The 23,174-nt window shown below is 73.9% G+C and carries 22 protein-coding genes, 1 pseudogene and 1 riboswitch; of the genes and pseudogenes, 11 read left to right on the top strand and 12 right to left on the bottom strand.

Annotation, left to right across the window (positions count from 1 at the left end; genetic code table 11):
* Positions 1–112, top strand: a pseudogene (locus K7B10_RS28640) (5-formyltetrahydrofolate cyclo-ligase); the annotation flags it as partial.
* A gap of 28 nt (positions 113–140) precedes the next feature.
* Here the strand turns inward: K7B10_RS28640 and K7B10_RS28645 are convergent.
* The 3 genes from K7B10_RS28645 to thiO all read right to left on the bottom strand — a co-directional run bounded on the left by K7B10_RS28645 (position 141) and on the right by thiO (position 2,355).
* The gene (locus K7B10_RS28645; protein WP_229340407.1) at positions 141–935 is read right to left on the bottom strand and encodes a thiazole synthase; all 795 of its coding nucleotides are present in this window, start codon (positions 933–935) and stop codon (positions 141–143) included.
* A 5-nt stretch (positions 936–940) separates the two neighbouring features.
* Entirely contained in the window at positions 941–1,141 is a 201-nt protein-coding gene (gene thiS / locus K7B10_RS28650; RefSeq protein ID WP_030863616.1) for a sulfur carrier protein ThiS, read from the bottom strand.
* Positions 1,138–2,355 carry a glycine oxidase ThiO gene (gene thiO, locus K7B10_RS28655; protein WP_229340409.1) on the bottom strand — a complete coding sequence of 406 codons (1,218 nt, stop codon included), beginning with the start codon at positions 2,353–2,355 and terminating at the stop codon, positions 1,138–1,140. The genes thiS and thiO overlap by 4 nt, the downstream gene beginning before the upstream one ends.
* Positions 2,353–2,465: riboswitch (TPP riboswitch) on the bottom strand. It overlaps the preceding gene by 3 nt.
* Positions 2,466–2,569: 104 nt before the next feature.
* Here thiO and K7B10_RS28660 point away from each other — a divergent pair.
* From K7B10_RS28660 to K7B10_RS28680, 5 genes are all read left to right on the top strand, one after another.
* The gene (locus tag K7B10_RS28660) at positions 2,570–3,790 is read left to right on the top strand and encodes an NAD(P)/FAD-dependent oxidoreductase (protein ID WP_229340411.1); all 1,221 of its coding nucleotides are present in this window, start codon (positions 2,570–2,572) and stop codon (positions 3,788–3,790) included.
* 67 nt (positions 3,791–3,857) lie between these two features.
* Complete coding sequence (locus K7B10_RS28665) at positions 3,858–4,223, top strand: Rv2175c family DNA-binding protein (protein WP_030863625.1); 366 nt, start codon at positions 3,858–3,860, stop codon at positions 4,221–4,223.
* 74 nt (positions 4,224–4,297) lie between these two features.
* Positions 4,298–4,960 carry a thiamine phosphate synthase gene (gene thiE / locus K7B10_RS28670; RefSeq protein ID WP_229340414.1) on the top strand — a complete coding sequence of 221 codons (663 nt, stop codon included), beginning with the start codon at positions 4,298–4,300 and terminating at the stop codon, positions 4,958–4,960.
* Positions 4,961–5,052: 92 nt separating this feature from the next.
* A complete protein-coding gene (gene metF / locus K7B10_RS28675) occupies positions 5,053–5,970 on the top strand; it encodes a methylenetetrahydrofolate reductase [NAD(P)H] (RefSeq protein ID WP_229340416.1) in 918 nt (305 codons plus the stop codon).
* 52 nt (positions 5,971–6,022) lie between these two features.
* Positions 6,023–7,018, top strand: a complete 996-nt coding sequence (locus tag K7B10_RS28680; RefSeq protein WP_229340419.1) for a hypothetical protein — start codon at positions 6,023–6,025, stop codon at positions 7,016–7,018.
* Positions 7,019–7,079: 61 nt separating this feature from the next.
* Here K7B10_RS28680 and K7B10_RS28685 read toward each other — a convergent pair whose 3' ends face one another.
* The 5 genes from K7B10_RS28685 to K7B10_RS28705 form a co-directional block, all read right to left on the bottom strand.
* Complete coding sequence (locus K7B10_RS28685) at positions 7,080–8,492, bottom strand: phytoene desaturase family protein (RefSeq protein ID WP_229340421.1); 1,413 nt, start codon at positions 8,490–8,492, stop codon at positions 7,080–7,082.
* 74 nt (positions 8,493–8,566) lie between these two features.
* Positions 8,567–9,184: a DUF4126 domain-containing protein gene (locus K7B10_RS28690; RefSeq protein WP_229340422.1), complete on the bottom strand. Its 618-nt coding sequence runs from the start codon at positions 9,182–9,184 to the stop codon at positions 8,567–8,569.
* A 128-nt stretch (positions 9,185–9,312) separates the two neighbouring features.
* A complete protein-coding gene (locus K7B10_RS28695) occupies positions 9,313–9,714 on the bottom strand; it encodes an SCO2097 family morphological protein (protein ID WP_030156028.1) in 402 nt (133 codons plus the stop codon).
* 305 nt (positions 9,715–10,019) lie between these two features.
* Positions 10,020–10,778: a methyltransferase gene (locus tag K7B10_RS28700; RefSeq protein ID WP_229340424.1), complete on the bottom strand. Its 759-nt coding sequence runs from the start codon at positions 10,776–10,778 to the stop codon at positions 10,020–10,022.
* Positions 10,779–10,939: 161 nt separating this feature from the next.
* Entirely contained in the window at positions 10,940–11,422 is a 483-nt protein-coding gene (locus K7B10_RS28705; protein ID WP_229340427.1) for an SAV_6107 family HEPN domain-containing protein, read from the bottom strand.
* A 195-nt stretch (positions 11,423–11,617) separates the two neighbouring features.
* Here K7B10_RS28705 and K7B10_RS28710 point away from each other — a divergent pair, with 195 nt between their 5' ends.
* The 3 genes from K7B10_RS28710 to K7B10_RS28720 are packed head-to-tail and all read left to right on the top strand — an operon-like array spanning position 11,618 to position 15,223.
* Positions 11,618–12,493 (top strand): ATP-binding cassette domain-containing protein, encoded by an 876-nt coding sequence (locus K7B10_RS28710; RefSeq protein ID WP_229340429.1) that lies wholly within the window; start codon positions 11,618–11,620, stop codon positions 12,491–12,493.
* The gene (locus K7B10_RS28715) at positions 12,465–14,552 is read left to right on the top strand and encodes a YhgE/Pip domain-containing protein (RefSeq protein ID WP_229340431.1); all 2,088 of its coding nucleotides are present in this window, start codon (positions 12,465–12,467) and stop codon (positions 14,550–14,552) included. The genes K7B10_RS28710 and K7B10_RS28715 overlap by 29 nt, the downstream gene beginning before the upstream one ends.
* Positions 14,553–14,596: 44 nt before the next feature.
* The gene (locus K7B10_RS28720) at positions 14,597–15,223 is read left to right on the top strand and encodes a TetR/AcrR family transcriptional regulator (protein WP_030156018.1); all 627 of its coding nucleotides are present in this window, start codon (positions 14,597–14,599) and stop codon (positions 15,221–15,223) included.
* Positions 15,224–15,547: 324 nt separating this feature from the next.
* On the opposite strand, the gene K7B10_RS28725 is transcribed toward K7B10_RS28720, so the two are convergent.
* The 4 genes from K7B10_RS28725 to K7B10_RS28740 all read right to left on the bottom strand — a co-directional run bounded on the left by K7B10_RS28725 (position 15,548) and on the right by K7B10_RS28740 (position 21,078).
* The gene (locus tag K7B10_RS28725) at positions 15,548–17,998 is read right to left on the bottom strand and encodes a transglutaminase TgpA family protein (protein WP_229340433.1); all 2,451 of its coding nucleotides are present in this window, start codon (positions 17,996–17,998) and stop codon (positions 15,548–15,550) included.
* Entirely contained in the window at positions 17,995–19,371 is a 1,377-nt protein-coding gene (locus K7B10_RS28730) for a DUF58 domain-containing protein (RefSeq protein WP_229340435.1), read from the bottom strand. The genes K7B10_RS28725 and K7B10_RS28730 overlap by 4 nt, the downstream gene beginning before the upstream one ends.
* Before the next feature lie 9 nt (positions 19,372–19,380).
* Positions 19,381–20,391, bottom strand: a complete 1,011-nt coding sequence (locus K7B10_RS28735) for an AAA family ATPase (RefSeq protein ID WP_229340437.1) — start codon at positions 20,389–20,391, stop codon at positions 19,381–19,383.
* A gap of 135 nt (positions 20,392–20,526) precedes the next feature.
* Positions 20,527–21,078, bottom strand: coding sequence for a beta-class carbonic anhydrase (locus K7B10_RS28740; RefSeq protein WP_229340439.1), 552 nt, complete (start codon positions 21,076–21,078; stop codon positions 20,527–20,529).
* 341 nt (positions 21,079–21,419) lie between these two features.
* Here K7B10_RS28740 and rsmH point away from each other — a divergent pair, with 341 nt between their 5' ends.
* Both rsmH and ftsL read left to right on the top strand, forming a co-directional pair.
* Positions 21,420–22,349 (top strand): 16S rRNA (cytosine(1402)-N(4))-methyltransferase RsmH, encoded by a 930-nt coding sequence (rsmH, locus tag K7B10_RS28745; protein WP_030863662.1) that lies wholly within the window; start codon positions 21,420–21,422, stop codon positions 22,347–22,349.
* Positions 22,346–23,161 (top strand): cell division protein FtsL, encoded by an 816-nt coding sequence (ftsL, locus tag K7B10_RS28750; RefSeq protein WP_308284642.1) that lies wholly within the window; start codon positions 22,346–22,348, stop codon positions 23,159–23,161. Before rsmH ends, ftsL begins: the two co-directional genes overlap by 4 nt.
* The last annotated feature ends 13 nt before the right edge of the window (positions 23,162–23,174 follow it).

The following is a 23,174-nucleotide window of genomic DNA, read 5'->3' on the forward strand; positions in this document are numbered from 1 at the left end:
GGCGCATCCCGCGCTGGTCGTGCTCCTCTACGACGAAGAGGTGGTCGCGCGGGTCCCGGAGGAACCGCACGACCACCCCGTTCAAGCGGTGGCCATCCCGGCCCGCGCGCGTGCGGCGTTCGCGAGGGCCCGCGCAGCGGTCAGAACGCCGGGCGTTCCGGGTCCAGGGCGGCTCGGCCCGCGGTGGGGGAGGAGGCTTCCGCGAAGCGGCGCTGGGGGATGCGGCCCGCGCGGTGCGCCAGCCGGCCCGCCGAGACCGCGTCACGCATGGCCGCCGCCATCAGGACCGGGAACTGGGCCCGGGTCACCGCGGACGCCAGCATCACCGCCGCGCACCCCAGCTCCATCGCCAGCGCCACGTCCGAGGCCGTGCCCGCCCCCGCGTCCAGGATCACCGGAACCCCGGCCCGTTCCGCGATCAGCTCGAAGTTGTGCGGGTTCCGGATGCCCATCCCCGAGCCGATCGGCGACCCCAGCGGCATGATCGCCGCGCAGCCCGCGTCCTCCAGCTTGCGTGCCAGCACCGGGTCGTCGTTCGTGTAGGGCAGCACCGTGAAGCCCTCGTCGACCAGCGTCTCCGCCGCGTCCAGCAGCTCCACCCCGTCCGGCAGCAGCGTCCGTTCGTCCGCCACCACCTCCAGCTTGATCCAGTCCGTGCCCAGCGCCTCCCGTGCGAGGCGCGCCGTCAGCACCGCCTCGCCCGCGGTGAAGCACCCCGCCGTGTTGGGGAGCACGGAGATGCCCAGGCGCGTGAGCACCGACAGGACGGAACCCTGCACCGTCGGGTCCAGCCGCCGCATCGCCACCGTCGTGAGCTCGGTACCGGACGCGACCAGCGCCCGCTCCAGGACGTCCAGGCTCGGCGCCCCGCCCGTCCCCATGATCAGACGGGACGAGAAGGTCCGGCCGCCCAGCTCGAAAGCGTCGTCCGCCATCGCGCTCAACCCCCCTGCACCGCGGTGAGGACCTCGACCCGGTCGCCCTCGCCCACCGCCGTGAGCGGCCACTGCCGGCGCGGGACCACGGTCTCGTTCAGTGCGGCCGCGACGCCGGACGGGGCCGCGGTCAAGGTGGCGACCACCGCGTCGAGCGTGGTGCCGGCCGCGATCTCGCGCGGCTCGCCGTTGACGGAGATGGTCATGCGTACGACTCCTGACGTGCGGTGGAGAACCGGCGCGGGGTGAACGGGCGGGCGATCTCGGGCAGCGTGCCGGTGGTCAGCAGCTGCGCCATCACGTCGCCGGTGAGCGGGGTCAGCAGTACCCCGTTGCGGTAGTGCCCGGTGGCCAGGTGGAGGCCGGGCAGGTCGGTCGGGCCCAGCAGCGGGGCGTTGTCCGGGGACCCGGGCCGCAGCCCGGCCCGGGTCTCGGTCAGTGGCAGCTCGGTGATGCCGGGCACCAACTCGTGTGCATCGCGAAGGAGTTCGTACACCCCGCCCGCGGTGACCGTGGTGTCCCAGCCGAGCTCCTCGCTGGTGGCCCCGATGACGAGCTCGCCGTTCTCGCGCGGCACCAGGTACACGTGGCTGCCGCGCACCACCGCCCGTACCGTCCGCGACAGGAACGGCGCGTACGCCCGCGGCACCGAGAGCCGCAGCACCTGGCCCTTCACGGGCCGCACGGGAGGCAGCACATGCGGTGGTACGCCGGCCAGCCGGCCGCTGAGCGAGCCCGCGGCCAGGACCACCTGGTCCGCGCGCAGCTCGGTACCGTCGTCGAGCCGTACGCCGACGGCCCGGTCGGCCGCGGTCAGCAGCCGCTCCGCGGCCGCCCGGCGGATCTCCACGCCCGCGCCCTCGCAGGCGGCCAGCAGCGCGGCCGCCAGCCGGCGCGGATCGACCTGGTGGTCCCCGTCCACGCGCAGGCCGCCCCGTACGCTCGGGGCCAGCATCGGCTCCAGGCGGCGGCACTCGCGGCCGGTGAGCCACTCGGACTCCAGGCCGCAGCGTCGCTGGAGGGCGTGCAGCTCGCGCAGGTGCAGCCGGTCGTCGGCGTCGAGGGCGACGGCGAGCGTGCCGCAGGCGCGGTATCCGATGTCCGCCACGCCACTGGCCTCGGCCAGCTCGGCGGCGAACTCCGGGTAGCGGGCGGCGGAGGCGAGGTTGAGCCCGAGCAGGGTCTCCTCGCCGTAGTGCAGCTCCGTGACGGCGGCGAGCATGCCCGCCGCGACCTGCGCCGCGCCGCCGCCGGGCGCGGGATCGGCGAGTACGGTCCGCAGCCCGTGCCGGGCCGCCCGCCAGGCGGTGACCAGGCCGATGATCCCGCCCCCGATGACGAGGACATCGGACCCTGCGGACCTGGTGGATCCGGTGGATCCGGTGGATCCCGCGTCGGATCCCTTTCGAGATGAGTGCATGGGCGTCCAGCCCCTCCCTTCGCCGGCATGACCCGGATCAGGTTCGTACGGTCGGAGGCCGCTCAGCCTCCCTCTCAGCCCGGTCCGCCCGGACTCCCGCGATAGGTACGGGCGCCAGCCTAACCCCGCCGCCGGGGGCGGGTAAGGCTGCCTCCCCGGCCGCCGCGCCGGGCCGCTGTTCCTGACGAGCCGTCAGATCGCTAGGCTGGGCGCCGTGAGCGAGCAGACGGAACAGACTCAGAGCGGCGTCGTCATCGTCGGCGCCGGAATGGCCGGAGTGCAGACCGCGGTCGCGCTGCGGGAGCAGGGGTGGCGCGGCCCGATCACCCTGCTGGGCGCCGAGCCCCACCAGCCGTACGACCGGCCTCCGCTGTCGAAGGCGGTGCTGCTCGGCAAGGCCGAGGACTCCGCGTTCGACGTGGACTTCGAGGGGCTCGGCGTCGTGCTCCGGCTCGGGGTGGAGGTCACCGGGCTGCGGGCCGCCGAGCGCGAGCTGGACACCGAGGCGGGACCGGTCCCGTACGACGTCCTGGTCCTGGCGACCGGCGCCGAACCGCTGACCCTGCCCGGGGCCGAAGGCGTCCCCGGCGTACACCTGCTGCGCACCCTGGACGACGCGGCCCGGCTGCGGCCGGTGCTGGCCCGGACGCCGTCGACCGTGGTGGTCGGGGCGGGCTGGATCGGCGCCGAGTTCGCCACCGCCGCGCGCGAGGTGGGCTGTGCGGTGACCGTGGTCGAGGCGGCTGACCGGGTGCTGGCCGGGGCGCTGCCCGCGGAGGTCGCGGCCCCCATGGCCCACTGGTACGAGGAGGCCGGGGCCGCCCTGCTGACCGGCGCGAAGGTCGCCTCGGTCCGGTCCGGGCGGGTCCTGCTCGCGGACGGGCGGGAGCTGCCGGCGGGAGCGGTGGTGGTGGGCATCGGGGCCCGGCCGGCGACCCGGTGGCTCGCGGACTCGGGGGTCGAGCTCGGGCCGGAGGGCGCGGTCACCGCGGACGAGTACCTGAGGACCACGGTGCCCGGGGTGTACGCAGTCGGCGACTGCGCCTCGTTCCCGTCGGCCCGCTACGGGGCGCGGCTGCTGGTGCACCACTGGGACAACGCCCTGCAGGGGCCGCGGGTGGTCGCGGCGAACATCCTGGCCGGGAGCGCGATGCAGGTGTACGACCCGGTGCCGTACTTCTGGTCGGAGCAGTTCGGGAGGTTCGTGCAGTACGCGGGGCACCACGCGGGCGCCGACGAGCTGGTGTGGCGCGGGAACCCCGCCGATGCGGGATGGTCGGTGTGCTGGCTCCGGGACGGGGCGCTGGCCGCCGTCCTGGCGGTGGGCCGGCCGCGTGACCTGGCGCAGGGGCGGAAGCTGATCGAGGCGGGTACCCCGGTGGACCCGGCCAAGATCGCCGACTCCGCGCTCCCGCTGAAATCGGCGCTGGTGTAGGGGTGCGGGGACCCGGACGGGTCGGCTCGGGTACCGGGTGCCGGTCCGAGGTGGCAGGCTTGTGCCCGTGACCGAGATTGACGCAAAGATCGACGCCCTTGTCCCCGCCTGGCTGTACGTCCCCGACATCGCCGAGATGCTCGACATCGAGGTGACCCGGGTCCGCCAGCTGGTCAAGGAAGGTCAGCTGATCGCCGTACGCCGGGGCGAGAACCGTTCGCTCCAGGTGCCCGCCCCCTTCATCGACGGCGACAAGATCGTCAAGGGCCTGCCCGGCCTGCTGACCGTGCTCCGCGACGACGGCTTCTCCGACGAGGAGATCCTGGAGTGGATGTTCACCCCGGACCCGACCCTGCCCGGCACCCCCGCGCAGGCGCTGAGCGAGAATCGCGGCACGGAGGTGAAGCGCCGCGCTCAGGCGCTCGCCCTCTGACCCGAGCCGCCTGATCCATCCGCGGTGCGCGGGCCCTGGACGGCCCGTGCACCGCATCCACCCCGGGGGTACCCATGTCCGCGATCGTGTCCGCGAGCGCCCAGCTGTCCGACGCCCGGCTCTACCTGTGCACGGACGCCCGCAAGCGGCAGGGGGACCTCCCCGAGTTCCTCGACGCGGTCCTGGCCGGCGGGGTGGACATCGTCCAGCTGCGCGACAAGGGCATGGAGGCCGGCGAGGAGCTCGAGCACCTGCGGGTGTTCGCCGACGCCGCCCGCCGGCACGGCCGGCTCCTCGCAGTGAACGACCGCGCCGATGTCGCCCACGCCATCGGCTCCGATGTCCTGCACCTGGGCCAGGGCGACATCCCGGTGCCCGCCGCCCGCGCGATCCTCGGCGAGTCCGTCCTCATCGGCCGGTCCTGCCACGCCGAGTCCGAGGTGGACGCGGCCGTCGCGGAACCGGGCGTGGACTACTTCTGCACCGGCCCCTGCTGGCCCACCCCCACCAAGCCCGGCCGGTACGCCCCCGGCCTCGGACTGGTCCGGTACGCGGCCTCGCTGGCCCCCGCCCGCCCCTGGTTCGCCATCGGCGGCATCGACGCCGGCAACCTCGACGAGGTCCTCGACGCCGGAGCCACCCGCATCGTCGTCGTCCGCGCGCTGACCGAGGCCACCGACCCGGGCGCGGCCGCCGCCGACCTGGCCAAGCGGGTCCGCGAGCGCGTTTCCGCCTAAGCCTTCACCGGCCGTCCGTGCAGGTGTCCAAAAACGTGTCCAAAAGGCGGACACGGCTTCGGGGACCGCGAAGGCGCGTCTAACCTGCCCGTATGGCCCTTGGTACCGCTTCCACCCGTACGGACCGTGCGCGCACGGTCCGCGACCTGCTGGCGTCCGGAAGCCCGTCGTACTCCTTCGAGTTCTGGGCCCCGAAGACGGAGAAGGGCGAGCGCAACCTCTGGAACGCGCTGCGCCGGATCGAGGCGGTGGGCCCGAGCTTCGTCTCCGTGACCTACGGGGCAGGCGGCTCCACCCGCGGCGGCACCGTCAAGGCCACCCAGGAGATCGCCGCCGACACCACCCTGACCCCCGTCGCGCACCTCACCGCGGTCGACCACTCCATCGCCGAGCTGCGCCACGTGATCGGTCAGTTCGCCGACGCCGGCATCCGCAACATGCTGGCCCTGCGCGGCGACCCGCCCGGCGACCCCATGGGCCCCTGGGTCGCGCACCCCGAGGGCGTCCACTACGCCGCCGACCTGGTCCGCCTGCTCAAGGAGTCCGGCGACTTCTGCGTGGGCGTCGCCGCCTTCCCCGACATGCACCCGCGCTCGGAGGACTGGGACACGGACATCCGGCACTTCGTGGACAAGTGCCGCGCCGGAGCGGACTACGCGATCACCCAGATGTTCTTCGATCCGGAGAATTATCTGCGGCTGCGCGACAGCGCCCAGAAGGCGGGCTGCGACACCCCGATCATCCCCGAGGTCATGCCTGTTGTGGGCATCAAGCAGCTCGACCGGCTGCCACAACTCAGCAACGCAGTCTTCCCCGCGGCCGTGAAAGAGCGCATGCTCGCCGTCAAGGACGATGCAGCCGCTGTACGCTCCATTGGGATCGAGTTCGCCACGGAGTTCTGCGCGCGGCTGCTGTCCGAGGGTGTCCCGGGGCTGCACTTCATCACGCTGAACAATTCCACGGCGACTCTCGAGATCTACGAGAACCTGGGCCTGCACCAGCGGGCCTGATCGGCCGGTCTCCGTTTTCCTGGCGGGGCGGCCGTACCGAGAGGTGCCACGCATGGGAATGACGGTCCTCTACATCGCGTTCGGTTTCGTCGCGCTGTGGCTGCTTGCCGAGGTCCTGATGCAGTACAAGGCCCGGCTGCGCTGGCGGTTGCTCGCGTTCGCCGGGTTCCTCGGTGTGGTCGCCGGGGTCGTCCTGCCGTCGGTGCCGGTCATCGGCCTCGGCGCGGCCGCGTTCGCCCTGGGCCAGACCCTGGTGACGCTTTCCTTCCGCAAGGGCTTCGAGGCCGGCTGGGCGCTGCGCCGCGGCGGCGAACCCGTACGCCAGCAGACCCGGCGCCGCAAGGCGGGCGGTGCGCGCCCCGAGCCCGCGCTGAAGGTGACCGGGCTGGAGTACGGACCCGGCGGGACGGAGCCGGACCCCGAGGACGCGGGCCGGGCCGACGAGCCCGACCGGGGGCGGCCGGAGCCGCAGTTCCATGCCGCCACCGAGGACTTCTACAGCCCGGAGCCGCTGCCCGAGGACACGGGCTCGTACGGGATACAGAGTTTCGCCCCCACCGCCGACGCCGGCCGGACGGCCGCTTTCGCCTCCCCGTTCCCCACGGCCGAGCAGGACGCCCACCAGTACGCGCCCCAGTACGACGGTCAGGGCTACGACGGGCAGGCCTACGGCGGGGAGGCCTACGCCCCGCAGGGCCAGGGCGGCTACGACTACTCCGCGGGCTATCCGGCGGGTGGCGAACAGCAGGTCTACGCCGCCTACTCGGACCCGTACATCGGCACCGGCGGGGCCGTGATCCCGCAACAGCCCTACGACTACACCCCGTACGCCGGCTACTCCGGCGCCGACCCGTACGCGAGCGCGGGCGGGCAGCAGCAGTACGCGATGGACACCCCGCCCGGCGGGGTGTGGGTGCCGCAGCAGCGGTCCACCGACGGGGCCGCCGCGGGCTATCCCGGGGACGACCAGAACCCGTACCCGCAGCAGCAGCAACCGCAGCAGTACCCGTACCAGGGCACCGGCGAGTACGAGCAGTACCGCTACTGACCTTCGCGGGCCGGCGGGGCGCGCGCGAGCCCCCGGGGAACGTTCCCCGGGGGCTCCGTCGTCACTGGGAGCCGCGGAAGCCGGCGCCCTCCACGATCAGCCCGGCCACCAGGGCCCCGGTCATCCCGGCGTGCGCGAGCCCGCCGCCGGGGTGGGCCCAGCCGCCCGCGAGGAACAGCCCGGGCAGGGCGGTGGTGTTGGCGGGGTAGAGCATCGCGCCGCCCGCTCCGGCCAGTGCGGGCGGGGGCACCGCGCCGCCCTGCGCCCCGGTGTCCGCCTCGATGTCCGCGGGCGTGCGCTCGTGCGTCCACAGCAGCCGCTCCCGCAGTCCGGGCACGGCCCGGGCCGCCAGGTCCAGCAGCTCCTGCGCCCGGGGCGCAGGGGCGCCCCCAGGGCCGCAGAGGGCGCTCACGGTGACCGCCTCGTGGTCCGCGTCGGGCCGCACGGCGGGGTCGTCGGGGCGCAGCACCGTCAGCTGGGCGGTGGGGGAGTGGACCAGGGTGCGGTGGACGGCGTCCGCGGGGCGCGCGCCGCGCAGCGCGAGCAGCAGGGTGATCCGCCCGGCCACCCCCGGCCCGCGGGCGGGGACGCCGCCGTCCGGCAGCGGGACCCGGAGCTGCCGGGGGTCGACCGCGCAGACCACGTGGTCGGCGGCGGCATCGGAGCCGTCGGCCAGCAGCAGCCCGGCAGCCCGGCCGTCCCGCTCCAGGACCTCCCGTACCGGCGTGTCGAAGACGAAGGCCACCTTCCGTTCGAGGCAGCGCTCGTACACGGCCGTGGCCAGCGCCCGCATCCCGCCGCGCGCGTACCAGCTGCCGAAGGTCTGCTCCATGTACGGGAGCACGGCCGCCGAGGCGGGCGCGGTGGCGGGGTCCACCCCGTACGCGCGCACCCGGGCGGCGAGCAGTTCGCCGAGCTCCCCGCCCAGCTCGCGGTCGGCCACCTCGGCGAGGGTCGGCGGGCGGCGGCGCAGCAGGCCGCTCCCCCGCAGTGCCGGGTACGGGTCCGCGCCCAGCACCTGCCAGTCGGGGCGCAGCGGCTCCTCGAGCAGGGGGCGCCGGGTCGCGTTCCAGGCGTCCCGGGCGCGGCCCAGGACCGCGTTCCAGCGCTCTCCCGCGCCGGCGCCGAAGGCCTGGTCGAGGACGGCGGCGGCGGCGCCGCGCGAGCCGCCCGGGAGGGTGACGGCGGTGCCGTCGGCGAGGACGTGGCGGACGGCGGGGTCGACCTGCACCAGATCGACGCAGTCCTCCAGGGGCCGCTTGCCGGTCTTGACGAACAGGTCGCGGTAGACGGCGGGCAGGTGCAGCAGGCCCGGACCGGTGTCGAAGGCGAAGCCGCCCCGTTCGTACCGGCCGACCGAGCCGCCGTAGGTGGACCCGCGCTCGTACACCGTCACCTGGTGCCCCGCCACGGCCAGCCGGGCCGCCGTAGCCATCGCGCCCATGCCGGCGCCGATCACCGCAATTCGTGCCATGCGGATGACCCTATCGAGCGGGATCGGGGGAGGCCGGGGGAGGTCGGCCGAGGTCGGCGGGGGGTCGGCCGAGGTCAGCGGGGTGGTAGCGCGGGCTCCACGGCCGCGAGCCGCCTCTCCTCGCGGCGCTGGGCCCGACGGCGCAGGAAGCGGCGGATGCGGCTCCACAGGAAGAAGAGTATGGCCAGACCGACCGCCAGCAGGAGGGCCGCGATGATCGCGGCGGCCTGGGGGTTGAACATCGCGAAAGTGACGATGCCCGCCACGCCGAGGTCCTCGGCGGTGCTCAGCGCGATGTTGCTGAACGGCTCCGGCGAGGTGTTGACGGCCATCCGGGTGCCGGCCTTGACGAAATGGCTGGCCAGCGCGGTGGAACCGCCGATCGCACCGGCGGCGATGTCGGAGAGCGAGCCGCTCTGGCCCGCCAGCAGGGCGCCGACCACCGCCCCGGCCACCGGCCGGATCACCGTGTGCACCGCGTCCCAGACGGAGTCCACGTACGGGATCTTGTCGGCGACGGCCTCGCAGAGGAACAGGACGCCGGCGACGATCAGCACGTCGGTGCGCTGGAGGGACGCGGGGACCTCGTCGGTCAGTCCGGTCGCGCCGAAGACGCCGAGCAGGAGGACCACGGCGTACGCGTTGATCCCGCTGGCCCAGCCGCTGGTGAAGACCAGGGGGAGCACACTCACCGGGCCATCATGCCGCAGGACCGTGCCGCGGCAGGGGCGATCGGGGAGAAGGGGCGGACCGGCGCGGCAGAGCCGTGAGGGGACGGCCGCGCAACGGCGGCCGTCCCCTCAACCATGTCTGCGGGGGCCTACTGCCCCTGTTCGTCGCGGCGGCGCTGCCACCGCTCCTCGATGCGGGTCATCATCGACCGACGCTGCCGGTTGCGGCCGTGGGCCGAACCGCCTGCACTGCCGGAGACGGGCTGCTCGCCAGGCTTGGGTGCCTTGCGCCAACCGGTGACCACGAGGACCGTACAGCCCAGCATGACGAGGAATCCCACCACGCTGACCCAGAGTACGTTCGGAATGATCACACCGGTCATGAGGAGCGCGATACCCACCACAATGCCTGCGACTGCCTGGTAAACCCGTCGCCGGGTGTACGTACGCAGTCCGCTTCCCTCAAGCGCTGTCGCGAACTTGGGATCTTCGGCGTACAGCGCTCGCTCCATCTGCTCGAGCATTCGCTGCTCGTGCTCCGAGAGCGGCACGGGAGTCCTCCTCATCCGTCGGTCGCGGGGGGTAGCGACCAGGGGTCCCCTTCAGGATAGGCGGGGAATCGCCCCCGTGATACCCGCCCTCTGCGCAAGGTTCCAAAACGCCGCCCGAAGAAGGCACCGCCCGAAAAGGCGCTGCCCGAGCAAACCTTGCGCGAAACCGTACCGCCGGGTGGGCGGTCATGGGGCGCTTATTCCCCACAGGCCCGTCCACCATGCCGGTCACTGCGCACGATCATACGGGGCCGGGCGTCTGAACGGAGGGTGTCCGGCGTACTCCGTGAGCGGAACTCCGCAGATCAGGCGCGCTTGCCGCCCAGGACGTGCAATTGCGTGGCGACCGCGTGGAAGGCCGGCAGCTCGGCGGCCGCCTCCTCCAGGCGCAGCAGCGCCTCGACCGCGCCCGGCTCGGTGTCGACCAGGACACCGGGGACGAGGTCGGCGAAGATGCGGACCCCGTGCACCGAGCCGACCTCCAGGCCGGCCCCGCCGACCAGCTCGGAGAGCTGCTCGGCGGTGAAGCGGCGCGGGACCGGGTCGCCCGCGCCCCAGCGGCCGGCCGGGTCGGTGAGCGCCGTACGGGCCTCGGTGAAGTGGCCGGCGAGGGCGCGGGCCAGCACGGCCCCGCCCAGGCCCGCGGCCAGCAGGCTGAGCGTGCCGCCGGGGCGCAGTGCGGCGACCGCGTTGGCCACGCCCTCGGCCGGTTCGTCCACGTACTCCAGCACGCCGTGGCAGAGCACCACGTCGTACGCCTCGCGCTCGACGACGTCCAGCAGGCCCTGGGCATCGCCCTGCACCCCGCGGACCAGGTCGGCCACGCCCTCCTCGGCGACCCGGCGCTCCAGCCCGAACAGCGCGTTCGGGCTGGGGTCGACCACGGTCACGCGGTGGCCGAGCCGGGCCACCGGCACGGCGAACTTGCCGGTGCCGCCACCGGTGTCCAGCACGTCCAGCACATCCCGCCCGGTCGCCTTCACCCGGCGGTCGAGGGCCTCCTTGAGGACCTCCCACACCACGGCGGTGCGAAGGGAGGCACGGGGGCGGGAAGTGTCCGACACGGCTGATGACTCCTCGGCGCGACAAGGGTGAGAGATGCGTGCCCCACCCTATTGCCTGGGAGGTGCCGTGCCGGTCACCCCGTGCCTGCTCAGCCCGCCTCCCGATGCTCCGGGTGCTCGGGGTGTCCGCAAAGTCCCGCCTGCCCCGCGGGCGCACGGCGCTACTTCGCGGACACCTCCTGGGAGCGGGGCTGCGGCAGCGTCTGCGCCACCGGCTGGAGGGCGAGCATCCGCTCCACCAGGCGCAGGAACATCTCCACGGCACGCACCAGATCGTCCGCGTCCCGGACCGTCGCCGCGTCGGGTATCCCCGCCTCGGCGCGCGCCCGGCGGTCGGCGCCGGAGGCGAACAGTGCGCTCCACTCCGTCAGCTCCGGGGCTATCTCCGGCAGTACCTCCCACGCGCTGCGGATCCGGGGCCTGCGCCGCGCGCCGACCGGCTCCGGCTTCCCGCGTGCGGCGAGCACCGCCGCGGCGGTGCGCAGTGCGGCGAGGTGGGCGGTGGCGTACCGCTCGTTGGGCCGCGTCAGCCGGACGGCCTCGGCCAGCCCGGAGCGGGCCTTGGCGAGCAGATCGAGCGCGGCCGGAGGTGCTGCCGACCTGCGCGGGACGGGGTGGACAGGGGACGGGGACGGTGTGGCCATGACGAACCTCCTGTCGTTGCGTACTGCTGTGTCTGTGTTTGTGCCTACCCCATCGTGACGGTCGCCACTGACAATCACGCCGACCTGCTGCTTTGTCCCCCTTCTCCGGTCAACTGCCCCCCGCCGCACGTCCGGTGCCGCCGAAGGTGCTAGTTTTTGAACTGACCGGTCAGTTCAAAAGAAGGGGGGCGCGGCGTGGACAGCCCGCACGGAGCGGCCGTCAAGGCCGAAAGCTTCGGACTCAAGGGCCCGCGCGGCTGGGTGTTCCGGGGAGTGCGCCTCGACGCGGAGCCCGGCTCGCTCATCGCCGTCGAAGGACCCTCCGGCAGCGGCCGGACCTGTCTCCTGCTCGCCCTCACCGGACGCATGAAGGCCACCGAGGGCCACGCCGAGGTCGCCGGCCACCGGCTGCCCCGGCACATGACCGCGGTCCGCCGGGTCGCGGCCCTCGGCCCGGTCACCGGGGTCAACGAGCTCGACCAGTCCCTCACCGTCGCCGAGCAGCTGCGCGAGGGCGCACTGCTCCAGCGCCGCTACGAGGGCCCCGTCCGCGCCCTGCTGCGCCCGCGCGGCGAACGCCGCACCGGCACCCGGGCCCGGATCGACGCCGCGCTGGCCGCCGCCGGGCTGGACCTCGCCACCCTGCCCAAGGGTCCGCGCACCTCCGTGCGCGACCTGGAGCGGCTGGAGGCGGTCCGGCTGTCCGTGGCCATCGCCCTGCTGGGCGCACCGCGGCTGCTGGCCCTCGACGACCTGGACCTCAAGCTCTCGGACGCCGAACGCGCCGAGGCGTGGACCCTGCTCCGCTCGATCGCCGCCGCCGGGACCACGGTCCTCGCGGTGTGCAGCGAGGCACCGGACGACGTGACGGTCCTGCGCACGGGCGCCGCCGAGGCCGAGCCGGCGGCCGAAGCGGCCAAGCCGGCCCAAGCGGCCAAGCCGGCCGAAGCCGGGCCCGCGGCCGGCGCGGACACGAAGTCCGAAGAGACCGAAGAGACCGAAGAGACCGAAGAGACCGAAGACACCACGAAGGGGGCGGACGATGCGCTCGCCGAAGCTGGCCGCGCTTGAGCTGAAGCGGTTCGGACGGGGGAAGCTTCCCCGGGCCGCCCTCGTCGCGCTGCTCCTGCTGCCGCTGCTCTACGGAGCCCTGTACCTCTGGTCGTTCTGGGACCCGTACAGCCGCCTCGACAAGGTCCCGGTCGCGCTCGTCAACGCCGACCAGGGAGCCAGCGTCGAGGGCAAGAGCATCGACGCCGGTGCCCAGATCACCAAGAAGCTGCACGCCAGCAAGACCTTCGAGTGGCACGACGTGAGCCCCGAGGAGGCGGCCAAGGGCCTGGAGGACGGGACGTACTACCTGTCCCTGACCATGCCCGCGGACTTCAGCGCGAAGATCGCCTCGAGTTCCGGCGCGGACCCCGCGACCAGCGCCCTGCAGGTGCGCACCAACGACGCGAACAACTACATCGTCGGCTCGATCTCCCGCACCGTCTTCGCGGAGGTCCGCTCGGCGGCGTCCGCCAACGCCTCACGCGGCTTCCTCGACAAGATCTTCATCTCCTTCTCCGACCTGCACGACAAGACCGCCGAAGCCGCCGATGGAGCCGACAAGCTCAAGGACGGCGCGAGCAAGGCCCAGCAGGGCGCCAAGGAGATCGCCGACGGCCTCGACACGGTCGAGGAGAAGAACGGCGAGCTGACCGGCGGGCTGACGAAGCTCAACACGGCCGCGGGCAAGCTGGAGACCGGTACGAAGGACGTCGCTGCAGGCACCCAGCAGGTAGCGGACAAGATCAACGGCACCGCCTCCCAGGTCCGCCCCTATCTGGACAACCCCAAGCAGCTCGCCGACGCCGCGCTGCTCGTCGCGGACACCGCCCACGTCGTCAACAACCACCTCGAGACCTTCGGCAAGAAGGCCCCCGCCGCGGCCAAGGTCAGCAAGCAGGCCGCGGCCCTGGCGGCCGACACGTACAGCCGCACCTGCACGGGCGCGGCCGCCAAGCCGCTGCCGGTGGCCTGCGCCGACCTGAAGAAGCTGAAGGACACCACCGCCGAGGCCGCCCAGCTCGCCGGCGATGTCGACGCCCTGGTCAAGGACTCGGGCGGCGATCTCGCCGAACTGCGGGGGCAGCTCACCGACCTGGAGAAGCAGGCCCGCAAGCTCGCCGCGGGCGCCCCCGGACTCGCCGGCAAGCTCGACCAGGCCGTCGCCGACGCGAACGCCCTCAACACCGGCGCGCACAAGGTCGCCACCGGCATGGCCCAGCTCCACACCGGCCTGGGCAAGGCCGCCGACGGTTCCGAGGCCATCGGGGCCGGAGTCGGCAAGATCGGCGACGGCGCGCACAGCCTCGACGGCGGCATCTACAAGCTCGTCGACGGCAACGGCGCCCTGGCCGACGGCCTGCACCAGGGCGTCGACAAGATCCCCGACTACGACCAGCAGCAGCGCGACGCCCGCACCGAGGTCATGGCCGACCCGGTCAAGCTCGCCAACCAGTCCCTGCACAAGGCGCCCAACTACGGCACCGGCTTCGCGCCGTACTTCATCCCGCTCTCCCTCTGGGTCGGCGCGATGGTCGCCTACATGCTGATCGCGCCGATGAACAAGCGGGCGCTGGCCGCGGGCGCCTCGCCCTGGCGGATCGCGCTGGCGGGCTGGCTGCCGGTGGCGGGGCTCGGGGCCGCGCAGGTGGGCGCGCTGATGTCCGTGCTCCACTGGGGCCTCGGCCTGGAGATGGCCCGCCCTGCCCTCACCATCGGCTTCCTCTTCCTGGTCACGGGCTGCTTCGCCGCGATCGTCCAGTGGCTCAACGCCAAGTTCGGCGCGGCCGGCCGCATCCTGGTCCTCGCCGTCCTGATGCTCCAGCTGACCTCGGCGGGCGGTACCTACCCCGTCCAGACCAGTCCGGAATTCTTCAACGCCATCCACCCGTACCTGCCGATGTCGTACGTCGTCGAGGGCCTGCGCCGCCTCATCACCGGCGGGGACCTCGCCCCGGTCTGGCAGGGCTGTGGGGTCCTGGTGGCCTTCACCGCGGGCGCCCTCGCCCTCACCGCGCTCGCCGCCCGCGGCAAGCAGGTGTGGACGATGGACCGCCTGCACCCGGAACTGAGCCTGTAGAGAGCGGGCCCGTGGAGATCGGTTGACCTGTGAGAATCAGCGCCATGGAACGCAGCAGCACCGGTACCGGCGGCGGCCGCCGGCAGGCGACCCGCCAGAAGCTCTACGAGGCGGCCGTCACCCTCATCGCCGAGCAGGGCTTCTCCGCGACCACGGTCGACGAGATCGCCGAGCGCGCGGGGGTCGCCAAGGGCACCGTCTACTACAACTTCGCGAGCAAGAACGAACTCTTCGAGGAGCTGCTGCGGCACGGGGTCGGGCTGCTGACGGCCTCGCTGCGCGACGCGGCCGAGGAGACGGAGCGGCGCGGCGGGAGCCGGGTCGAGGCGCTCGACGCGATGATCCGGGCCGGACTCGTGTTCATCGACCGGTACCCGGCCTTCACCCAGCTGTACGTCGCCGAGCTGTGGCGGACCAACCGGGCGTGGCAGTCCACGCTGATGGTGGTCCGGCGGGAGGCGGTGGCCGTCGTGGAGACGGTGCTGCGGGAGGGCGTGGAGCGGGGGGAGCTCAGCGCGGAGATCGACGTGCCGCTGACCGCCGCCGCGATGGTGGGCATGGTGCTGGTGGCCGCGCTGGACTGGCAGTCGTTCCAGAGCGAGCGTTCGCTCGACGACGTGCACTCGGCGCTGTCGCTGCTGCTGCGGGGCCGGGTCAGCGGGAACCGCTGAGAAGGCGGCCCGGGGGTCCCGGGTGACCCCCGATCGGCGGTGCCGCGGGGGTGCCGGGACGGCGTAGAACTGGGGGCGCCACCCGCTCCGCGTGAGTACGCGTACCTAGTCGCGGAAATGAGTAGCTGCGCGGATGGCCCCCACCTGCGCCGACGCCAGACTGGGGAGACGGACGGGGACCCGGTCCGGACCGCCGACACGGGGCGGCCGGTGCGGACCGGGTACCTGTTTCCACTGCGCGGCACGGCGGGGCTCGGGGGGAACGAGCCCCGCCGTTTCGCGTCCGAGGACGCCGCGGGGAGCAGGCGCCACGGGGCTACGGCCTCAGCCGCGGCCCCGCAGGGGGAGGCGGGCCCGGGTGCGGGACAGCAGCGCCGAAACGGGCGCAAGCCGGGCCGCGACGGCCGCCGTCAGGGCCGACCACCGCGCGGCCGCGGACCAGCGGAGCCGGGCCGCGGAGCGGGGGAGGAGCACCGCGCGCACGCGGCCGCCGCGGGTCAGCGGAGCCAGCAGCGCGGTGCGGGCCAGCAGGACGTCCGTCCCCAGCCCGGCGTACGTCGCCTCCGTGCCCGGCGGCGCGTACAGCGAGCGCTCCACCGCCTCCGCGACCCGGTGCACCGCGTCCGCCGCCTCCGGCGTCAGCCGGCCCAGCTCCACGATCCTCGCCGCCGCCCGGCGCGGGGACAGGGCCTCGTCCGGGGCGATGCCCACGTCCCAGGCCGCGTCCGCCAGCTCCTGCCAGGCCTGCAGGACCTGCCCCGCGGCCAGCCGCCGCTTGCGCAGCCGCGTACGCCACAGGAGCGGGAGCAGCGGGAGCGCCAGCAGGGCCGCGATCGACAGCGTCCAGGTCAGCACCGTCTGCGGCGACGGCCCGCCGCCACCGGAACCGGCCTTCGTCTGCGGCGCGGCCACCCCGCACTCGCCCAGCTTCTTCGCCTCCGGCGGGCAGTCGTCGCCCTTCGACGGCGCGGCCGACGGCTGCGCCGCTCCCTGCGAGGGCAGCGCCGTCGGCGCGGACGGCTGGGCCGCCGGGACCTCTGCCCGGGAGTAGTCCGGGATCGTGATGCCCTGGCGCGGCGTCGGCTCGAAGCGGGTCCAGCCCACGCCCTCGAAGTACAGCTCCGGCCACGCGTGCGCATCGCGCATCGACACGTTCACGCTGCCGTCCGACTGCTTCTCGCCGGGCGTGAACCCCACCGCCACCCGCGCCGGGATCCCGAGCGAGCGCGACATCGCCGCCATCGAGAACGCGAAGTGGATGCAGAACCCCTCCTTGTCGGCGAGGAACCGGGCGATGGCCTGCGACCCCGTACCCGAGGCCACCTTCGTGTCGTAGCGGAAGCCGCCGCTCACGGCGAAGTAGTCCTGGAGCTTCACCGCCCGCGTGTAGTCGTCCTTGGCGCCCTTCGTCACCTGGCGGGCCGTGTCGGCGACCACCGCCGGCAGATTGTCGGGGATCTTCGTGTACTCGGCCCTGATGAGGGGGTCCGGCGCCGGAGCCTCCTGCAGCTGCTCCGCCGTCGGCCGCAGCAGCAGGCTGCGCACCGTGTACATCGCGCCCTGGACGTTCTGGAACCTGTCCCGGCCCAGCTGGTCGCCGACCAGGGTCCGGCCGGCCGGCTCGAACCGCCACTTGCCCGGGATGTCCACGGACGTCGCCGGGTAGGGCATCGGCAGGTAGCGCTGCGCGTACGTGTCCGCGGCGGAGACGCTCGTCCGGACCTCGATCCCCGTCTGCCGGACCTGACCGCTCAGCCCCGGCGGGGCCGGCAGCCGCTCCGGCACGTCGGTCAGCGCCCGGCCCGAGGCCTCCCACTTGACGCCGTTGAACTCGTCCAGGGCCAGGATCCGCAGGTACTGCTCGCCGAGCTGCGGGCTGTCCGTCCGGTACTTCAGCACCACCCGGTTGTCCTGGGCGTTCAGGCTGCCCTGCAGGGAGACCAGCGGGTTGACCGCCGAGATCGTCCCGCCGACCCCCACGCCGCCGTCGCCCGACTCGCCGCCCTGCGCGCCCAGCAGCCCGCCGCCGAGCGCGGGCAGCACCGCCGGCACCGCCAGCGCGATGCCCAGCGCCACCGCGCCGATCCGCCGCCCGGTCCGTACGGGCGCCAGCGCCTGGCCGGAACCCGCGCCGACTCCGCCGTACCCCGAGCCCGACGCGGCCCGCGCGCTCGGGGCCGCGCCGAAGACCCGGCCCCACTGCGCGAGCCGGTCGCGGCCCTCGGCCAGCAGCAGCAACAGGTAGCCGCAGCCGGCCAGCAGGAAGGAGATCCAGGAGGCCCCGGAACCGCCGGAGAGCCCCGCGGCGACCGAGTACAGCGCGAGCAGCGGGAGCCCGGCCGCGGCCGCGGTCCGCAGCGTCACGGCCAGCAGGTCCACCAGCAGCCCGATCAGCAGCACCCCGGACAGCAGCAGCAGCCGGATGCCGTCCGTCAGCGGAGCCGGGATCGCGAACTCGCCCACGTCCTGGACGCCCTGCCGGAACAGGGCGCCGAAGTCCGTCACCAGGTAGGCCATCGGCCCGGTCCCGGTGGATTCGCCCTTGCCCGCGAACAGGAACATCAGCACCAGCAGCGACACCAGCACCTGGGACGCCACGGTGAGCGTGCGCCCCAGAGGCACCCGCCGGACCCCGGCCCCCACCGCGCTCTGCACGGCCAGCAGGGCCCCCGCCTCGAGCACCCATCCCGACGAGTCCACCAGCGCGGCCAGCGACCACGAGGTGAGCAGCGTCGCCAGCATCGCGAAGAGCGTCACGCGCGCCCGCCCGCTCATCCCCAACCTCCGGACGTACCCGTGCCGAGCGGAGCGTTGCCGGCCCGGCGCCACAGCTCCCCGTACGCCACCCCGGGCGGCACGGCCAGCGCCGTCCAGCCCGCGTCGCGCAGCCTGCCCACCCGTGCCTCCACCCGCGAGGGCCGGCCGTCCCACAGCGCGGAGTCCAGGACGAAGGCCACCGCGGCCCCGCAGCGCCCGCGCATCTTGGCCGCCACTTCCGTCTGTACGTCGTCCAGGTCCCCGAAGAAGGCGATGAGGAGCCCGTCACCGCCGGCTCCGGCGAAGCCCCCGCCGTGGCCGCCCCCGCTGCGCACCGCTTCGTACGCGCGCGTCAGGCCGGCGCCGTCGGAGTGCCCGACGACCGCGAGGGTGTCCATCATCAGCCCGGCGGCCTCCGCGGACTCCTGCCCGCCGGAGGAGAAGCCGCCGCCGTCGCCGGGCACCGAGGTGCCCGAGTCCGTCAGCAGCCGCGCCGAGAAGCCCTGTTCGAGCAGGTGCACCAGGGTGGACGCGGCCCCGGACACCGCCCACTCGAACGCGGAGTCAGGTCCGGCGCCCTCGAAGGCGATCCCGCGGGTGTCCAGCAGGACCGTGGCCTTGCTGCGCTGCGGCTGCTCCTCGCGGCGCACCATCAGCTCGCCGTAGCGGGCGGTGGAGCGCCAGTGCACCCGGCGCAGGTCGTCGCCGCGCCGGTAGCCGCGCGGGATCACGTCGTCGTCGCCGGCCAGGGCCAGCGAGCGGCGGCTGCCGTCACCGTATCCGGAGGTCTCACCGGTCAGCCGGACCGCGGGCAGGGCCTCGGTGCGCGGGATGACGGTGAGGGTGTCGTAGGCGCTGAACGAGCGGGTCAGCTCGACCAGCCCGAAGGGGTCGGTCAGCCGCAGCTGGAGCGGGCCCAGCGGATAGCGGCCGCGCAGGTCGGAGCGGACCCGGTAGGAGACCTCGCGGCGCCCGCCGGGCTCGACGCGGTCCAGGACGAAGCGGGGCCGGGGGCCGAGCACGTACGGGACCCGGTCCTGGAGCATCAGCAGTCCGGTGGGCAGCCGGGAGACGTTCTCCATGCGCAGCCGGACCCGGGCCTCGGAGCCCGCGGGCACGCGCATCGGGGTCAGCCGGCGGCTGCCGGAGACCCGGTGGCGGGTGCGGTGCAGGGCGAGGACGCAGATCAGCGGCAGGACGGCGAGCAGCAGCCCGACCCGGAGCAGTTCGCCCTGGCCGAGCACGTACGCACACAGGGCGGCGGCGACCCCGGCGGCCAGGAAGGACCGGCCGCGGGTGGTCAGTCCCGCCAGCGAGGCGCGCAGCCCGCCGCCGCCGCGGCCCTCGCAGCCCGCCGCCGCCGCGGCCCTCGCCGGCGCCGCGCGGGGCACCGGCGCTCATCAGAAGCCCCGGATGCCCGCGCCGGGCGGCATCTCGCCGCGGGCGTGCGCGGCGGGGACGGGGGTGCGCTGGAGGATGTCCTGGACGACCTGCTCGGCGGTGCGCCGGTTCAGCTGGGCCTGCGCGGTGGGCAGCAGCCGGTGCGCGAGCACGGGCGCGGCCAGCGCCTGCACGTCGTCGGGCAGGACGTAGTCCCGGCCGGACAGCGCGGCGGAGGCCTTCACGGCGCGCAGCAGGTGGAGCGTGGCGCGCGGCGAGGCGCCCAGGCGCAGGTCCGGGTGGCTGCGGGTCGCGGAGACCAGGTCGACGACGTAGCGCCGGACGGGCTCGGCGACGTACACCTCGCGGACGGCCTCTATCAGCTTGACGATGTCGTGGGCGTGCGCGACGGCCTGGAGGTCGTCGAGCGGGGAGATCCCGCCGTGTACGTCGAGCATCTGGAGCTCGGCGTCGGGGCTCGGGTAGCCGACGGAGACGCGGGCCATGAAGCGGTCGCGCTGGGCCTCGGGGAGGGGGTAGGTGCCCTCCATCTCCACCGGGTTCTGGGTGGCGACCACCATGAACGGGCTCGGCAGCGTGTACGTCGTGCCGTCGATGGTGACCTGGCGCTCCTCCATCGACTCCAGCAGCGCGGACTGGGTCTTCGGCGAGGCGCGGTTGATCTCGTCGCCGATGACGATCTGCGCGAAGATCGCGCCCGGCTTGAACTCGAACTCGCGGCGCTGCTGGTCGTAGATGCTGACGCCGGTGATGTCGGACGGCAGCAGGTCCGGCGTGAACTGGATGCGCTGCACCGAGCAGTCGATGGACTTCGCCAGCGTCTTGGCCAGCATCGTCTTGCCGACGCCGGGGACGTCCTCGATCAGCAGGTGTCCCTCGGCGAGCAGCACGGTCAGCGCGATGCGTACGACCTCGGGCTTGCCCTCGATCACGCTCTCGACGGAGTGGCGCACCCGCTCCGCCGTGCTCGTCAGATCCGCGAGGCTCGCTCGGTCGTCATACGTCGTCACCTGGTTCTCCTCGGCCCTTTCCGCAGGGCCGACGCTCTCGGCGCACTCCGGCCCACCCCGACACGGACGCCGGCCCGGACGGTTTTCCGGGCGGCGTCTTCCCGCATTCTTGACGGCGTTGTGGCCTTGTGTCACTCACGAGGCGGGATCGATCTCCCGCAGGAGTCCGGTGTGCACGTCGAAGACGAAGCCTCGCACATCGTCGCGGTGGGGCAGGAAGGGGTTCGTCCGGACCCGCTGCATGGACTGCCGGACGTCCTGGTCCACGTCCCGGAAGGCCTCCACGGCCCAGGCGGGGCGCTGGCCGACCTCGTCCTCGAGCTCGTGCCGGAAGTCCTCGGTCAGGCTTTCGAGACCGCATCCGGTGTGGTGGATCAGTATCACCGTGCGGGTGCCGAGGGCGCGCTGGCTGATGGTGAGGGAGCGGATGGTGTCGTCGGTGACGACGCCGCCCGCGTTGCGGATGGTGTGGCAGTCGCCGAGCTCCAGGCCGAGGGCCTTGTGCAGGTCGAGGCGGGCGTCCATGCAGGCCACGACGGCCACGTGGAGGACGGGGCGGGCGTCCATGCCCGGGTCCGTGAATTCCGCGGCGTACTCCCGGTTCGCCGCGACGAGCCGGTCCGTGACCGAGCCGCCGCCGGATGCCTGGTGGGTGGTCTCTGCGGGCAGGGATGCGGAAGTCGTCATGCATACGACGTTAGTGGTCACCGCTGGTAATGGCATGGAGTGAGGGTGGACAAAGAACGTCAACCCGCCTTGTTGTGAGCTAACCCACAGGGGTGAGGAGGCGGCGACCGTATGGGTGATTCGCGGCTTTCGGGGGTTCCGTCCGAGAGGGGCGCACGGCGCGCGGGGCGGTTCGTTGACCGCGGCGACCGTTGCACTAAAGTGACGCGAACCGGCCGGAGCCCGGCCCTGACCGGCCGCCCGGCCTCCTGGTAACACTCCGCGTGCGCGGCGCGGCGTATGCCTGCCGCGCCGTTATCTGAGAGGGCGCTTTGACTAGCGAGTCCCGACATGTCCCGGTGATGCTCCAGCGGTGCCTGGACCTGTTGGCCCCGGCGCTGGAGAGGCCCGGGGCCGTCGTCGTCGACTGCACCCTCGGCCTCGGCGGCCACAGCGAGGCCCTGCTGACCCGGTTCCCCGAGGCGCACCTGATCGGCCTCGACCGAGACAAGGAGGCCCTGCGGCTCTCCGGCGAGCGGCTCGCGCCCTACGGTGACCGCGCCACCCTCGTCCACGCCGTGTACGACGAGCTGCCCGACGTACTGGACCGGCTCGGCATCCCCGCCGTGCAGGGCGTCCTCTTCGACCTGGGCGTCTCGTCCATGCAGCTCGACGAGGCCGACCGCGGGTTCGCGTACGCGCAGGACGCGCCGCTGGACATGCGGATGGACCAGACGACCGGGATGAGCGCCGCCGAGGTGCTCAACACCTACCCGCCGGGCGAGCTCGTACGGATCCTGCGCCAGTACGGCGAGGAGAAGCAGGCCAAGCGGATCGTCTCGGCGGTCGTCCGCGAGCGGGAGAAGGAACCGTTCACGAACAGCGCGCGCCTGGTCGAACTGATCCGCGACGCGCTGCCGCAGGCCGCGAAGCGGACGGGCGGCAACCCGGCGAAGCGGACCTTCCAGGCGCTGCGCATCGAGGTCAACGGCGAGCTGTCGGTCCTGGAGCGGGCGATCCCCGCGGCCGTGGAGCGGATCGCGGTGGGCGGCCGGATCGCGGTGCTCTCGTACCACTCGCTGGAGGACCGGCTGGTCAAGCAGGTCTTCGCGGCCGGCGCGGCGTCGACGGCGCCGCCGGGGCTGCCGGTGGTGCCGGAGAAGTACCAGCCCAAGCTGAAGCTGCTCACCCGGGGCGCGGAGCTGCCCACGGAGGAGGAGATCGCCGAGAACCGGCGGGCCGCACCGGCCCGCTTCCGCGGGGTCGAGCGCATCCGGGAGGCGCGGCTGTGAGCAGAGCCGGGGGACTGGGGCGGCTGCGCGGCCCTTCGGGCGGCGGATCGGGCGGCTCCTCGGGGCAGGCGGCGCGGATGCCGTTCGTCCTGCTGGTGGTCGCGCTGCTGGCCGGTGGGCTGATCAGCCTGCTGCTCCTGAACTCGGCGCTCAACCAGGGGTCCTTCCAGCTGAGCAAGCTGAAGAAGGAGACCACCGCGCTCACGGACGAGGAGCAGGCGCTGCAGCGGGACGTGGACGGGTACTCGGCGCCCGATGCCCTGCAGCGACGGGCGCACGAGCTCGGCCTGGTCCCGGGCGGGAGCCCGGTCTTCATCGGCCAGGACGGCAAGGTGACGGGCACGGCGGCCCCCGCGGAGGCCCCGCCGCCGCCGACCCCGGCCGCGCCGGCCCGCCATTGCCGGGACCCAAGCAGCCGAAGGCCGTTCCGGTGGCGAAGGTCGCCACGGGTGTCGCCCCGGGATCCGCCCAGGGCGGCGCCCAGGCAGGCATTCCGGGCTCCGGCTCCGCACCGGCCGGTGCCCCCGGCCCGGCCCAGGGCGGAGCCGGCGCCCCGGCCTCCGCCCAGCCCGGGGCCCAGGGCTCCGCTCCGGCGGGCGCCCCGCAGGCCGGGCAGCCCGCCCCGGGCGGTGTCCCTCAGTCCAACCCGACCTCCGGAAGGTGACGTCGTGACGCGGACCCTCCCCCAGCTCCCGCCGGGGGCACCCCCCGCGGGACCCTCCTGCCGCACCGGTCCGTCCGCCCCCGCCGGCCCGCCGCTGCGCGGGGCCGCCCCCTCCCCGTTCCGCTCGGGCACGGCGGTGCCCGCGTGAGCGCCCCCGGCGG

It is taken from the genome of Streptomyces flavotricini, assembly GCF_020639365.1.
Lineage (GTDB): Bacteria > Actinomycetota > Actinomycetes > Streptomycetales > Streptomycetaceae > Streptomyces > Streptomyces flavotricini.